The following is a 14,052-nucleotide window of genomic DNA, read 5'->3' on the forward strand; positions in this document are numbered from 1 at the left end:
GGCTTCATGTAAAAGATCACTGTGTTTCAACTGTCTTCAGCTCCTTCCAAATCGTTTGAAAGAGCTCTTGGAAACTTGCTGTCTGTCTCGCTTCAAAAGGAGAGAGCGTTCTCAGATCATCTGGAACCGTAAACATTCGCTGGATAGAGCCGGGATGCTTTGAGAATAAGAAAATGCGATCACTCATCGCAATGGCTTCGCCGATGTCATGCGTGACAAGAACAGCCGTTTTTTGATAGTTTTTTAATGTGTGAAAGACGAGGTCTTCTAATGTCAGTTTCGTCTGGTAATCTAGTGCTGAAAATGGCTCATCTAGCAGAAGCAGGCCAGGATCAACTGCAAGCGTTCGGGCGAGAGCCGCACGCTGCCTCATCCCGCCTGACAGCTCCTTTGGGTATTTTTCTTCGACATCATTGAGTCCAAGCTTTGGCAGTAAGCTAAGGGCAGCTGAGGTGGCTTCATGTGAATCTTGTTTTGCAATTTTTAACCCGAGAATGACATTTTCCTTGATCGTTTTCCATGGGAACAAATAATCTTGCTGGAGCATATAACCGATTTGATGCTCCTGTTGATTCGGTTCTTTTCCTTCGATTAAAATTCGACCTTCAGAGGGTGGCGTAATGCCTGCGATGATGGATAGCAAGGTTGTTTTCCCGCAGCCGCTGGGACCAATAAATGAGATGAATTCACCTTGAGTGATCTCCATATTGATGTGCTTGATGGCCGTGGTTTTTTCTTTTAAAGAGAAGTACGTGTGGGTCACATGGTCAATTTGAAGGAAAGACATGTGCTACCTCCTGTTCTATTTGTGATCTGTGACCTTCTTGGCAATGGATGAATCGACAAGTTGTTTGTACGGGATAAATTCCGGCAGTTCACCACTTGCCTTCATGATTTCCTGTAATTTGTTCCATTCCTCTTCATTTAGAAGGGGATCTGTTGCATAGGAGTTCTGCTGCTTGTAGCGTTTAATGGCTGTTGATAAGACATCAAGGTCTGTATCAGGAAATTGAGATTGGATTGTCTTGGCAATCTCCTCTTGGCTCTTTGCTTTGACCCATTTTTGCGCTTTGTAAATGGCACGAGTAAAGGCTTCAGCTGTCTCTTTGTTTTCCTCTAAGTAACTCTTCTTTGCCATAAAGGTGGTATAAGGCACCTTGCCGGAAGCCTCACCAAAGGAGGCGGTAATGTACCCTTTGCCTTCTTTTTCAATTAAGGAAGCTGTCGGTTCGAATAACTGCACAAAATCGCCAGTTCCAGAGGAAAAAGCACCTGAAATGTTGGCAAAATCAATATTTTGAATCATGCGAAGATCCTGTTTCAAATCAATGCCTTCTTTTTTCAGGACATATTCACCGACCATTTGCGGCATGCCGCCTTTTCGTTGACCGAGAAAGTCCTTTCCTTTCAATTGATCCCAAGAGAATTGATTGATTTTTTCCCTTGAAACAAGAAATGTACCGTCTGTTTGTGTCAGCTGTGCAAAGTTCATGACAGAGTCTTTCGTGTCTTGTGCTTCCACATAAATAGAAGATTCAGATCCGGTCAGAGCGATATCAGCGCCGCCGGATAAGAGAGCTGTCATTGTTTTATCGCCGCCCCAAGTGGTTTTTAATTCAACCTCTAAGCCTTCATCTTTGAAAAATCCTTCGGATAGGGCGACATAAAGCGGTGCATAAAAGACCGAATGGGTCACCTCGGCTACTTGTACGGTCTGCTCTTGGTCTTTTTTACAGGCGACAAATGGAATAAAGAGCAGGACAACGAATATGAATGCCAGTCTGACTTTAATGGAACGATTCAAGAGTAATTCGCCTCCTTTGTTCTAGGTCACTAATTAAAGTATGTCAAAAGGGATTTTTGGTGAGTGCCTAGATGAAATAAGAAGCGCATTGTTTATTTATAGAACGTGTCTTTTTTTCTATACTAGAAGCATGAATGCTTTCTTGTATTTGGAAGAAATAAAGGAGCGGTTTCGTGTATAGATTGAGTTGGGTATTTGTTGGTTGGTATGTAGTAGGTCTTATTTTAATGGTCTTTTTTGAAGTGCCGGCATGGCTTCAGTTTGCGAATGGTATCTTTCTTGTGCTTTACGCCTGCTGCGTCATTGAGATTGGCCGAAATATCTACGGGGCATGGAGCTTTGTGATCGTAAGAGCAGCCATTGTGGGTGTGTTGACGTTTACGGTTGAATGGGTGGGAATCACAACCGATTTTCCTTTTGGGGCCTATGATTATTATCCGACGCTAGGATTTCTTGTGGCGGGAGTGCCTTTGACGATCGCTTTTGCATGGGTTGGTGTGTTTTTAAATAGTCTTTTTTTATCAAGACAACAATCGAAGTGGAAACGAGCCGTCGAAACGGGTATATGGATTGTACTGCTTGATCTCATATTAGATCCGGTAGCGGCTGAACGAAAGTTTTGGGTGTGGTATGACGGCGGAGGTTTCTTTGGTATCCCTTTTGAGAATTTTGTCAGCTGGGGTATCATTGGAGCAGGACTTTCATTTCTGTTCCCGCTCGTATCAATTGATCAGCAGGCATTGCGCTGGAATGGGCGTATTTATCAGGCCATGGTGTTCTTCTTTGGTCTTTTAGCATTAAAGGGCGGGCTGGATGTCATTTTTTATTTAGCACTGATCATTGTCATCTTGTGTGAAGGAAGGGTTCGATTTGAAAGAAAGCGACAAAAACCGATCGTTTAGACGACTCTTTTATTTTTATCTTGAACGATATTTACTGAACAAACATTTTCGCTGTGTCATGATGAAAGGTACGGTTGACCCAAAGGAGAAGCATCCTGTTCTTTATCTTGCTAATCACAGTTCATGGTGGGATGGACTGATCATTTTTCTTTTAATAGAACAAATGTCTGAGCTGGATCATGCCATGATGATGGAAGAGAAGCAGTTAAAGCAATATGCTTTTTTTCAAAAACTTGGTGCATTTCCAGTTCATAAAGAGAAGTTGAAAAGTGTCAAGCAGGCATTAATGACCGCAAAGGAGAAGATGGAGGCTGGCGGGGCTGTGTGGCTCTTCCCGCAGGGGAAAATTATGCACCAAGACATAAGGCCGCTTGAACTGGAAGGCGGAGCTTCTTTTTTAGTCAGGCAATTTGAGCAGGTCGTCATCAAACCTGTGACGCTGCATTATACATTTAATCAATTTCAAAAACCAACGGTATCGGTTGAATTTGGAGAAGATGTCCTGGTAGCTGGCGGATCACTTCGCAGTAAGGAAGTAATAAGTTTACTTGGAGACCTGCTTGAAACACAGTTAAACGCACATCAAGCACAGGTTATTGCTGATCCAGATTTTTCAACAAACGAACAATTTAGGCAGGTAACAAGGACAAGCCGGTCAACTAGTGATGCGTTTGATTCCTTTAAAAAGTGGGTGAAAACATGGCGGTCTTCTTAATTGTCATCAGTGTTTTGCTGCTCTGCCAATTGATGTTTACGATTTGGAATATGAAGCAATTTCCTGTACTCAAGCCGGCATCTCTTTCACCTGATGAACCCATTTCATTATCGATCCTCATTCCAGCGAGAAATGAAGAAAAACGGCTGGAAGCCTGCCTTCAGTCGATTGTTGATCAGCGTCTCCATCCGAAAGAGCTGATCGTGCTGGATGATCACTCGACAGATCAGACGAGAATGATTGCAGAGGGCTTCGCAGAGACATATCCATGGATTCGTGTGCAGTCAGGTCAAGTATTGAAGCGCGGCTGGCTTGGAAAATCATATGCTTGTTCCCAGCTTGCTGAGGCAGCATCTTCTGATTGGCTGTTATTTTTAGATGCAGACGTCCGCTTAAAACAAGGTGCTATTGAAGCGGTGTACAAGCAGTTATGCATACAAAAAACGGGCATGCTTTCAGGTTTCCCAGAGCAAAAAACGGGAACGCCTTTTGAGCATCTTGTCGTTCCTATGATGATGTTTACGATTGGCTGTCATCTGCCAGTGAAGTGGGTCAGAACATCTCAACATCCTGCTTTTGCCGCAGCACATGGCGGCTTTATTGCCATTGAAAAGAACTGTTATCACGAAATAGGTGGTCATGAAGTGATCAAGGATTCTCTTGTGGATGATATGGCTTTGGCTAAACGAGTGAAAGCGAAGGGCTTTCCGTTCACACTGGCAAGTATTCATTCTTTTGTCTACATGAGAATGTATGAGAGTGGACAGGAAGTATGGGAAGGATATCGGAAAAATTTGTTCCCGGGAGTGAATCGAAACATTGCTTTGTTAAGCAGTGTCTTTTGTTTATACTCCGTCCTTTATGTAGTTCCTGTTCTTTGCTTTATGATCGCACTGATTCATTTTGATGTGGTCAATCTCTGTTTAGCCCTTCTTTGCTACGGGCTGGGTGTATCCATTAAAGCGGTCATTGATATCGAAAATGGAAGAACGTCTACGATGGCCTTTTTATTGCCTGTCAGTATCATGAGCCTGATGGCCATTGGTTTTGCTTCTATGAAAATTGGGCTGAAAAAAGAAGGCTATGAATGGAAAGGAAGAAGGTACGAATGAAAAAAGTGATCATTATTGGCGGCGGACTTGGCGGGTTATCGGCTGCGATTCGCTTACAGTCACGTGGTTTCCAGGTCACCATTTTAGAAAAAGAAGCTGCATTAGGCGGGAAATTACAACGCCATCAAGCGTCTGGCTACTCTTTTGATTTAGGACCGAGTACCATTACAATGAAGGCGTATTTTGAAGAAGTATTTACCTCCTGTCATAGACGAATGGAGGATTATGTGACGTTTTATCCGATTTTCCCCCTTACTAAAAACGTTTTTTCAGATGGACATACGGTCGAGTTTACGCCAGATATTGAGCAAATGGAATCACAAATTGCAGTTTTTAGTCCAGAGGATGCAAAGCGATACCGGGCATTTTTACAGGAATCGAAGAAGCTTTTTCAAATGGCAGAGGATCAGTTTTTAAATCGTTTATTATTGAGCTGGAAGGATAAAGCGGATATCAAGTTAATGAAAGCCCTTCTTGCAGTCAAACCTTTTACATCCGTTCAGCGCTTGCTACGTCAATATTTTCGTCATCCTCATACATTGGCGATGTTTGGCCGGTATGCGACTTACATTGGCTCTTCTCCATACGAGGCACCTGCTATTTTTAATATGATGGCTTATTTAGAAGGAGAAAAAGGCATTTATGGTATTAAGGGCGGTACGTATCGTTTAGTTGAGGCATTTGAGACACTGGCAAAGGAATTGGGTGTCCAAATTCATCTCAATGAACGAGTCAAAAAGATTCATGTGAAGAATAAGCGAATCCAAGGAGTTGAAACGGATCAGCAGTTATATGAAGCAGATCAAGTCATTGCGGGGGCAGATGCACTGACTGTTTATCGCCAATTAATTGATGAAGAAGACCGCCCGAGCTTTGGAAATCAAAAACTGGCAAACATTGAGCCATCGTTATCAGGTTTTGTTCTTTTGTTGGGCGTCCCTAAAGTCTATGAACAATTGTCTCATCACAACGTGTTTTTTCCAGAGAATTATGAACAAGAATTCAAGGATATTTTTCAGAAAAAACAGCTTCCTCATGATCCGACGCTTTACATCTGTTATTCAGGTCATTCAGAGCCAGCTTTAAACGGAGGGCCAGGAAGAAGTAACTTGTTTGTATTGGCCAATGCGCCATATGTGACAAAAGAGCAAAATTGGGACATGCTAAAGGAGACATATGGCCAGCATATGAAAACAAAACTAAAGGAAAAGGGTCTCTTTGATCTTGACCAGCTTGTAGAATTTGAAGCGGTACAAACCCCGCTTGATTTGCAGCAAAAAACGGGAGCGTATCATGGGGCCATTTATGGCATGTCGTCAAACTCATTCAAGCAGGCATTTTTTCGCATCAATAATCAATCAAAGGATATTGAAGGGCTTTGGTTTGTTGGCGGCACAAGTCATCCAGGCGGTGGCACTCCGATGGTGACAAAATCAGGACAGCTCGTCGCAGAAACCATCATCAAGCATTTGACGTAACACCGAATGAAAAGGAGAGAATTCAAGTGATTGTGGAAAAGAGAAGATTCCCGTCGCCACATCCGCATATTCACTTATATACAGTGACATATGAGGCCGATGGACTTCGAATGAAGGGGCTGCTCGCTGAACCGGCCGGAGAAGGTCTCTATGACGGTTTTTTATATTTACGCGGCGGCATTAAAAATGTGGGAATGGTTAGACCTGGCCGAATTGTGCAATTTGCTGCGCAAGGGTTTGTCGTCTTTGCGCCCTTCTACCGAGGGAATCAAGGAGGCGAAGGGAACGAGGATTTTGCCGGAGAAGATCGGAAAGATGCATTTGCTGCATTTCAGCTGTTGAAACATCATCAAAAGGTGAAGCAGGAGCGAATTCATATCTTTGGTTTTTCCCGTGGCGGAATTATGGGCATATGGACCGCTGTTGAAATGAAGCATGAGGCCGCTTCCTTTGTGACATGGGGAGGCGTAAGTGATATGAAGCTCACCTATGAAGAACGTGTGGATATGAGAAGAATGATGAAGCGTGTGATAGGAGGTCCTCCGCATAAGGTACCAGAGGCATATGAGGCTAGAACGCCTTTGAATCATGTGCACCAAATTGAAGCACCTGTCTTAATCATTCATGGGGAGCTGGATGAGAATGTATCCATTGAGCATGCGTATTTATTAGAAGATGCACTGCGTCAGCATGGCAAGTCTGTGGAAACATGGTATTTTCACGGATATCATCATTATTTCCCGCCACAGCATAACCGGGAGATTGTCAGACGGCTGACGACATGGATGCACAGCCGAAAAGGCGGAAATGTGGTAAAATAAACGGTAGAAAGAAATATAGAAAGTAGGGGGATTTTCATTATGGGAATGCCTGTTGAATTTAATACAATGATTGTCACAAAAGGAAAAGAGACAAGAATTGAAGAAAATGTGTTTGAGCTCATGAAGGAAGGGTACCGCATTTATCCATTAAATATTCCGCTTGAGGTGCGTAAAACGAAAGACGGAGAAAAAACGGGAACAGCACATGTTGAAAAGCTGGAGCTCACAGACAATATCACGAAGGTAACGTACCGTCTTGTGTCATTGCATTCAACGAACTAAAAAAGCTGAAGGATTCATTCCCTCAGCTTTTTCCTTTTGATTAGACGAGTGGTCCGCCTTTTGCTTCAATATCACTTGCTGCATGGCTGAATTTTTTGAAGTTCTTTTTAAATTCATTTGCAAGGAAGTTTGCTTTTTCTTTGTAAGCCTCTTGATCGTCCCATGTTTTAGCAGGCTGAAGCACTTCATCTGGCACTCCTGGAATATGAAGCGGGATGTGTAATCCGAAGATGTCGTCAGTGATCATTTCAGCGTTGTCAAGATCTCCTTCGATCGCTGCCTGCACCATTGCTCTTGTATGAGCAAGATTCATTCGTTTGCCCGTACCGTAGCCGCCGCCAGTCCAGCCTGTATTCACGAGGAATACTTTTGCGCCGTGCTCATCGATTTTTTTACCAAGCATTTCAGCATAGACATGAGCAGGAAGTGGCAAGAATGGTGAACCAAAGCAAGTAGAGAACGTTGTTTCTGGTGACGTCACGCCACGCTCAGTTCCCGCTAATTTACTTGTGTAACCGCTCAAGAAGTGGTACATCGCCTGTTCTTTCGTTAAACGGCTGATTGGAGGTAAAACGCCGAATGCATCAGCTGTTAAAAAGACGATGGCAGATGGGTGACCTGCAATACTTGGTTTCACGATGTTATCAATCATTTCGATTGGGTAAGCCGCACGTGTATTTTCAGTAAAGAATGTGTCATCATAATCTGCTTCACGTGTTTCTTCATCAAGTACTACATTTTCAAGCACTGATCCGAAGCTGATAGCTTTGTAAATTTGTGGTTCTTTTTCTTCACTTAAGTTCACACATTTTGCATAGCATCCGCCTTCAATATTGAAGACACCTGTGTTAGACCAGCCGTGCTCATCGTCTCCAATCAGCTTGCGGCTTGCACTTGCAGAAAGCGTCGTTTTTCCAGTACCTGAAAGACCGAAAAATAAAGCAACATCGCCTTCTTGACCGACGTTAGCAGAGCAGTGCATTGATAAAATATCTTGTTCAGGAAGCAGGTAGTTCATAACAGAGAAAATGGATTTTTTCATCTCACCTGCATATTCTGTTCCACCGATCAGAATCGTCCGTTTTTCAAAAGAAACGATAATAAACGTTTCAGAGTTTGTGCCATCTGTTTCAGGATCTGCTTTAAAGTGAGGTGCAGATAAGATGGTGAAAGGTTTTTCGTTTGATGATGGTGTTGATCCATCAGGTCTGATGAATAGTTGCTTTGCAAAAAGATTGTGCCAAGCGAATTCATTTACAACTGTAATGGGCATACGGTATTTTTCGTCAGCACCGGCAAAACCATCAAAGACAAATAGTTCATCACGTTCTTTTAAGTATGACACAACCTTTGTATATAAACGATCAAATGCCTCTTTCGAGATCGGCTGATTGACTTGACCCCAATCAATTTTATGTTCAGAGTTTTCTTCTTTTACGATGAATTTATCTTTAGGCGAACGTCCAGTGTAGGCACCCGTTGTGGCGCGGACAGCACCAGTTGAAGTTAAAACGCCTTCATTACGTGCCAAAATCTTTTCAACAAGTTTCGGAACAGATAAATTTTGGTGCGTATTTTCTAATGAGAGCAATGACTGCAAATCTTCTTTTAAATCCACTGAGTTCATAAAAAAACCCTTCCTTTACCGTTGAATTTGTTTGTTTTGATTAGTATAACACATTGATAATAATAGTCTATACTATTTAAACATTTTTGTGTGTGTTTTTTCATTTCTGCTATGAAAATATGCTTTTTGGTGATGCTAATGATGAGGTGAAAAAAAGGGGAGATAATTCCTATGAACCATTGACATGACGCAAGGGTTTAAGATAAGATATCTTATTGAACGGATACTCTTATCCCGAGTTGGTGGAGGGACAGGCCCGATGAAGCCCAGCAACCGGTTTCTTATGAAAAAGGCATGAACATGCTGAGAAACCAAGGTGCTAACCTGATGCAAGGTACAAGAACACCTTGAGCGATAAGAGTGAAAGGCATGCGATCTCAGACCCTTTCCTCGCAATGAAGGAAATGGTTTTTTTATTTTTGGGATATCATATGAACAAATTGCCAATAACATCTCTAATATAAACATGTTGAAATATAAGAGGGAACGAGTTCCGTATCATATTGGAGGCCTCATCTTGGGATGATGTGGTCTTGTACAGGAGGAAATAGCCATTATGAGTCAAAATCGTCGTTTATTTACTTCAGAATCAGTGACCGAAGGACATCCAGATAAAATCTGTGATCAAATTTCAGACAGCATTTTGGATGAAATTTTAAAGAAAGATCCAAATGCACGTGTTGCCTGTGAAACTTCTGTAACAACCGGTCTCGTATTAGTAAGCGGTGAGATTACAACGTCTACTTATGTCGACATTCCAAAGACGGTGCGTGACACGATTAAGGAAATTGGCTACACACGTGCGAAATATGGTTTTGATGCGGAAACATGTGCGGTTCTTACATCAATTGATGAACAGTCTGCTGATATTGCGCAAGGTGTAGACAAAGCGCTTGAAGCACGTGAAGGAACAATGACTGAAGAAGAAATTGATGCGATCGGTGCAGGTGACCAAGGTCTGATGTTTGGTTTTGCAAACAACGAAACTGAAGAGCTTATGCCACTGCCGATTTCTCTTGCACATAAATTATCTCGCCGTTTAACAGAAGTACGCAAGAATGAAACACTTGCATACCTTCGTCCAGACGGAAAAACTCAAGTAACAGTTGAATATGATGAACAAAACAAACCAGTTCGTATTGATACGGTGGTTATTTCTACACAGCATGCACCAGAAGTGACGCTTGAACAAATTCAAAGCGACTTAAAAGAGCATGTCATCCGCCCTGTCGTTCCAAGTGAACTGATCGATGAAGAAACAAAATACTTCATCAACCCAACAGGCCGCTTTGTTATCGGTGGACCTCAAGGGGATGCTGGTTTAACTGGACGTAAAATCATCGTTGACACTTATGGCGGGTATGCTCGTCACGGTGGCGGTGCTTTCTCTGGTAAGGATGCAACGAAGGTTGACCGTTCTGCAGCATATGCGGCTCGCTATGTAGCGAAAAACATCGTAGCAGCTGGTCTTGCAGATTCATGTGAAGTGCAGCTTGCTTATGCAATTGGTGTTGCACAGCCTGTCTCCATTTCAATTGATACATTTGGAACAGGAAAAGCCTCTGAAGAGAAATTAATTGAAGTGGTACGTGCAAACTTTGATCTTCGTCCAGCCGGCATTATTAAAATGCTTGACTTACGTCGTCCGATCTATAAACAAACCGCTGCATACGGACACTTTGGCCGTCATGACTTGGATCTTCCATGGGAAAAAACGGATAAAGCCGACACGCTTCGCAAGGAAGCATTAGGACAATAACAACATACAAAACCGCTTATTTTAAGCGGTTTTCCTTTTGATTAAAAAAAATTCTACAAAAAGCGTAAAAATGTGAAACAAAATTGGACAAAAAACTGTCTAATTATAGGTCTACTTTTAAGAAATAACATAACGTGGAGGCAATAATATGTGTGGGTTTGTTGGTGTATTTAATCACCGTCCATTGTCCGAAACTACTGAGCAGGAAGAGTTAATTAAGCAAATGAATCGTCTCATCGTTCATCGAGGTCCGGATGATGAGGGGTACTTTCATGATGAGCATGTAGGATTTGGATTTAGACGTTTAAGTATTATAGATGTTGAACACGGAAAGCAGCCGCTTTCTTATGAAGATGAAAAATATTGGATTATTTTCAACGGAGAAATTTATAACTATGTGGAGCTGAAAGAAGAGCTTGTGAAAAAAGGCTATACGTTCAGCACAGATTCTGATACGGAAGTCCTTCTTGCCACATATCGCCACTATAAAGAAGAAGCGGCATCGAAGCTTCGCGGCATGTTTGCCTTTTTAATTTGGGATAAAGAAGCGCAGTTATTATATGGCGCAAGAGATCCTTTCGGCATTAAACCGCTCTATTTTACACAAATGGATGACCAAGTGTACTTTGCTTCTGAACGCAAAAGCTTAATGGCTGTGAATGAGAACATCTTATTTGATGAGACTGCTTTGCAGCAGTACATGTCTTTTCAGTTCGTTCCTGAGCCAAATACACTTGATCAAAAAGTGCACAAAGTCGAGCCAGGTCATCAGTTTACACTGCGTCCAGGCCAAGACATTGCATTTAAGACTTACTGGAAAGTTCAATTCAAACCTGAACAAACACAAGAGCAGAAATTAGTAGAAGAAGTACGTGATGCTATCTATGATTCTGTAAAAGTCCACATGAGAAGTGATGTGCCTGTTGGTTCATTCCTATCAGGCGGGATCGATTCTTCTTTCATCGTGTCGGTCGCAAAGGAATTTCACCCTGAACTGAAGACATTCTCTGTTGGTTTCCAGCAGGATGGATTCAGTGAGGTGGATGTAGCAAAAGAAACAGCTGATAAGCTGGGATTGCAAAACTTTAGTGCTGTGATTTCTCCTGAGGAATATATGAATGAGCTTCCGAAGATCGTCTGGCATTTAGATGATCCTTTGGCTGATCCAGCGGCGATTCCATTGTATTTCGTGGCAAAAGAAGCGAAAAAACAAGTCACAGTTGTTCTTTCAGGTGAGGGAGCAGACGAGCTGTTCGGTGGATATAATATTTACCGTGAGCCGCTGTCTCTAAAGCCTTTTGAATCTGTACCATCTATGCTGAAAAAGCTTCTTCTTCGTCTGGCTCGTTTAATGCCAGAAGGAATGAAAGGGAAGAGCTTTATCGTTCGCGGCTGTACGCCATTAGAGGAACGTTATATCGGCAATGCAAAAATCTTTGAAGAGCCAGTGAAGAAAAACCTCTTAAAGCAGTATGATCCGAACATCACGTATCGTGACGTGACGAAAACATACTTCGAGGAAAGTGCAGGCTACAGTGATATTAACAAAATGCAATATGTTGATATTCATACGTGGATGCGCGGGGATATCCTGCTGAAAGCAGATAAGATGACAATGGCGAATTCTCTTGAGCTTCGTGTTCCATTCCTTGATAAGGTCGTATTTGAAGCAGCTTCTAAAATTCCAGAAGAGCTGAAAACGAAAGACGGCACAACGAAATATTTATTGCGTAAAGCAGCAGAAGGCATTGTGCCGGACCATGTGTTAAACCGTAAAAAACTAGGTTTCCCTGTGCCAATTCGTCATTGGCTGAAAAATGAGATGAACGCTTGGGCGAAAGATATCATTAAAAACAGTCAGACAGATGAATACATTAACAAGGCATATGTTCTTGATTTATTAAATGATCATTGTGCTGGAAAAGCCGATCATAGCCGTAAGATTTGGACTGTCCTGATCTTTATGATCTGGCATAGCATCTATGTAGAGCGCAGCATTGATCCAGAACAGTTGAATCACCAGCCGAAAGAAGTTATTTTTAGCTAATGAAAAAGGTTTTCAGCTTTGTGCTGAAAACCTTTTTTGTCATGATAGAAAGTAGTGGAAAAGGGTAAAATAACAAGCGGTACACAGTTATTGCTTAATATCCTGAAAAAAACATGATAAAGTGAAGATACATGTATGATGTTAACGCGATAAAAGGGAACGATAGTATTGTCCTTTTTCTACATATTCTCTGCGGATACGATCCATGTCTTGGATATCTTCATCTGTTAACTGGCGAACGACTTTGGCTGGACGGCCAAAAGCGAGTGAACCTTTTGGGATGACTTTTCCTTGCGGGACAAGGCTACCTGCACCAATAAAGGCTCCTTCGCCAATTTCCGCACCATCGAGAATGATGGAACCCATGCCAATGAGGGCATTTTTTCGAATGATAGAGCTATGTAATGTGACTTGGTGTCCAATGGTAGCACCATCTTCAATAAGAAGTGTTTTTCCAGGACTTTGATGCAGACAGGATAAGTCTTGAATGTTGACGTTTTTTCCAATTCTGACAGGAGCTACATCGCCTCTAATGACCGTTTGGAACCAAACGCTTGAATATTCTCCTATTGTGACATCACCTGTAATGGTGGCGTTTTCTGCAACAAAGACCGATTCATGAATCTCAGGTGTAAACTGATGATATGGATAAATCACTTTTTCGACTTCCTTTCTTAATACAACATTTGTGAGGTGTTTACTTTGTGGACTTGGCATGCTGAAAGACCGGTTGGTACAATTGTCATTGTACATGGTGCTAGTGAATATCATGGCCGATATAAATGGCTGATCGAAATGTGGCGAAATGCAGGCTATCACGTCGTCATGGGTGACCTGCCTGGGCAAGGGACATCGACACGTGCGAGAGGCCACATTCGTTCTTTTCAAGAATACATTGATACAGTGGATGAATGGATTGAACATGCGAAGTCGTTCAGACTTCCGACATTTTTACTTGGACATAGTATGGGGGGACTGATTTCGATTGAATGGTTCAAGCAGTATACCCATACGAAGATTGATGGCCTTATTTTATCATCACCTTGTTTAGGTCTGCAATTTAAACCGAAGAAGCTGATGGATTTTGCGTCAAAAGGGCTAAATGTGCTGGCGCCGTCTTTTAAAGTCGAATCCGGGCTGTCGATCGAACTTGCCACGCGGAATCAAGATGTGATAGAGGCAGATTCGAATGATTCGCTTTATGTGACGAAGGTGTCGGTTCGCTGGTATCGAGAACTGGTGAAAAATATCGATGCGGCGATGCAGCCTACGAATGTTTTTCGGTCGATTCCACTCCTGCTCATGCAGGCAGGCGATGACAAGATTGTAGATAAAACAAGAGTGATGAAATGGTTCAATGGCATTGAATCAACCAATAAATCATACCGTGAATGGGAAGGGCTTTATCATGAAATTTTTAATGAGCCCGAGCGAGAAGAAGTATTTAAGGCGGCAAGAGCCTTTACTGATCAATATATTTAATTGTGAGCTTAAGTTGGGGGTGG

At 42.3% G+C, this 14,052-nt stretch carries 13 protein-coding genes and 1 riboswitch; of the genes, 9 read left to right on the forward strand and 4 right to left on the reverse strand.

What is annotated here, in order from left to right; genetic code table 11:
* Positions 1 to 16 precede the first annotated feature (16 nt).
* On the reverse strand, positions 17 to 787 hold the full coding sequence (locus N521_RS09495) for an ABC transporter ATP-binding protein (RefSeq protein WP_007501922.1): 771 nt from the start codon (positions 785 to 787) through the stop codon (positions 17 to 19).
* Positions 788 to 802: 15 nt separating this feature from the next.
* Positions 803 to 1,804 (reverse strand): ABC transporter substrate-binding protein, encoded by a 1,002-nt coding sequence (locus tag N521_RS09500; protein ID WP_035391043.1) that lies wholly within the window; start codon positions 1,802 to 1,804, stop codon positions 803 to 805.
* 173 nt (positions 1,805 to 1,977) lie between these two features.
* Between N521_RS09500 and N521_RS09505 the strand changes: the two genes are divergently transcribed.
* The 6 genes from N521_RS09505 to N521_RS09530 are packed head-to-tail and all read left to right on the forward strand — an operon-like array spanning position 1,978 to position 7,114.
* Entirely contained in the window at positions 1,978 to 2,706 is a 729-nt protein-coding gene (locus N521_RS09505; protein WP_017358367.1) for a carotenoid biosynthesis protein, read from the forward strand.
* Positions 2,675 to 3,421 carry a lysophospholipid acyltransferase family protein gene (locus tag N521_RS09510; protein WP_035391045.1) on the forward strand — a complete coding sequence of 249 codons (747 nt, stop codon included), beginning with the start codon at positions 2,675 to 2,677 and terminating at the stop codon, positions 3,419 to 3,421. Before N521_RS09505 ends, N521_RS09510 begins: the two co-directional genes overlap by 32 nt.
* A complete protein-coding gene (locus tag N521_RS09515) occupies positions 3,406 to 4,533 on the forward strand; it encodes a glycosyltransferase family 2 protein (protein ID WP_035391047.1) in 1,128 nt (375 codons plus the stop codon). Before N521_RS09510 ends, N521_RS09515 begins: the two co-directional genes overlap by 16 nt.
* On the forward strand, positions 4,530 to 6,011 hold the full coding sequence (locus N521_RS09520; RefSeq protein ID WP_035391050.1) for a phytoene desaturase family protein: 1,482 nt from the start codon (positions 4,530 to 4,532) through the stop codon (positions 6,009 to 6,011). The genes N521_RS09515 and N521_RS09520 overlap by 4 nt, the downstream gene beginning before the upstream one ends.
* A 26-nt stretch (positions 6,012 to 6,037) precedes the next feature.
* Entirely contained in the window at positions 6,038 to 6,832 is a 795-nt protein-coding gene (locus tag N521_RS09525) for an alpha/beta hydrolase family protein (protein WP_017367901.1), read from the forward strand.
* Between the two features lie 39 nt (positions 6,833 to 6,871).
* Positions 6,872 to 7,114 (forward strand): DUF2584 domain-containing protein, encoded by a 243-nt coding sequence (locus N521_RS09530; RefSeq protein WP_017358362.1) that lies wholly within the window; start codon positions 6,872 to 6,874, stop codon positions 7,112 to 7,114.
* A 40-nt stretch (positions 7,115 to 7,154) separates the two neighbouring features.
* Here the strand turns inward: N521_RS09530 and pckA are convergent, their stop codons facing one another.
* Positions 7,155 to 8,741, reverse strand: coding sequence for a phosphoenolpyruvate carboxykinase (ATP) (gene pckA, locus N521_RS09535; RefSeq protein WP_007501908.1), 1,587 nt, complete (start codon positions 8,739 to 8,741; stop codon positions 7,155 to 7,157).
* A gap of 226 nt (positions 8,742 to 8,967) precedes the next feature.
* Positions 8,968 to 9,102, forward strand: a riboswitch (SAM riboswitch).
* A gap of 195 nt (positions 9,103 to 9,297) precedes the next feature.
* Between pckA and metK the strand changes: the two genes are divergently transcribed.
* Complete coding sequence (metK, locus tag N521_RS09540) at positions 9,298 to 10,500, forward strand: methionine adenosyltransferase (RefSeq protein WP_007501907.1); 1,203 nt, start codon at positions 9,298 to 9,300, stop codon at positions 10,498 to 10,500.
* 148 nt (positions 10,501 to 10,648) lie between these two features.
* A complete protein-coding gene (gene asnB, locus N521_RS09545) occupies positions 10,649 to 12,547 on the forward strand; it encodes an asparagine synthase (glutamine-hydrolyzing) (protein ID WP_008342976.1) in 1,899 nt (632 codons plus the stop codon).
* Positions 12,548 to 12,688: 141 nt separating this feature from the next.
* Here asnB and N521_RS09550 read toward each other — a convergent pair whose 3' ends face one another.
* The gene (locus N521_RS09550; RefSeq protein ID WP_008342977.1) at positions 12,689 to 13,204 is read right to left on the reverse strand and encodes a gamma carbonic anhydrase; all 516 of its coding nucleotides are present in this window, start codon (positions 13,202 to 13,204) and stop codon (positions 12,689 to 12,691) included.
* A 45-nt stretch (positions 13,205 to 13,249) separates the two neighbouring features.
* On the opposite strand from N521_RS09550, the gene N521_RS09555 reads away from it, so the two are divergent.
* On the forward strand, positions 13,250 to 14,029 hold the full coding sequence (locus N521_RS09555; protein WP_007501904.1) for an alpha/beta hydrolase: 780 nt from the start codon (positions 13,250 to 13,252) through the stop codon (positions 14,027 to 14,029).
* The last annotated feature ends 23 nt before the right edge of the window (positions 14,030 to 14,052 follow it).

Origin of the sequence: Bacillus sp. UNC125MFCrub1.1 (assembly GCF_000701305.1) — a bacterium.
In the GTDB taxonomy this organism is placed as follows: Bacteria; Bacillota; Bacilli; order Bacillales; family Bacillaceae; genus Bacillus; species Bacillus altitudinis.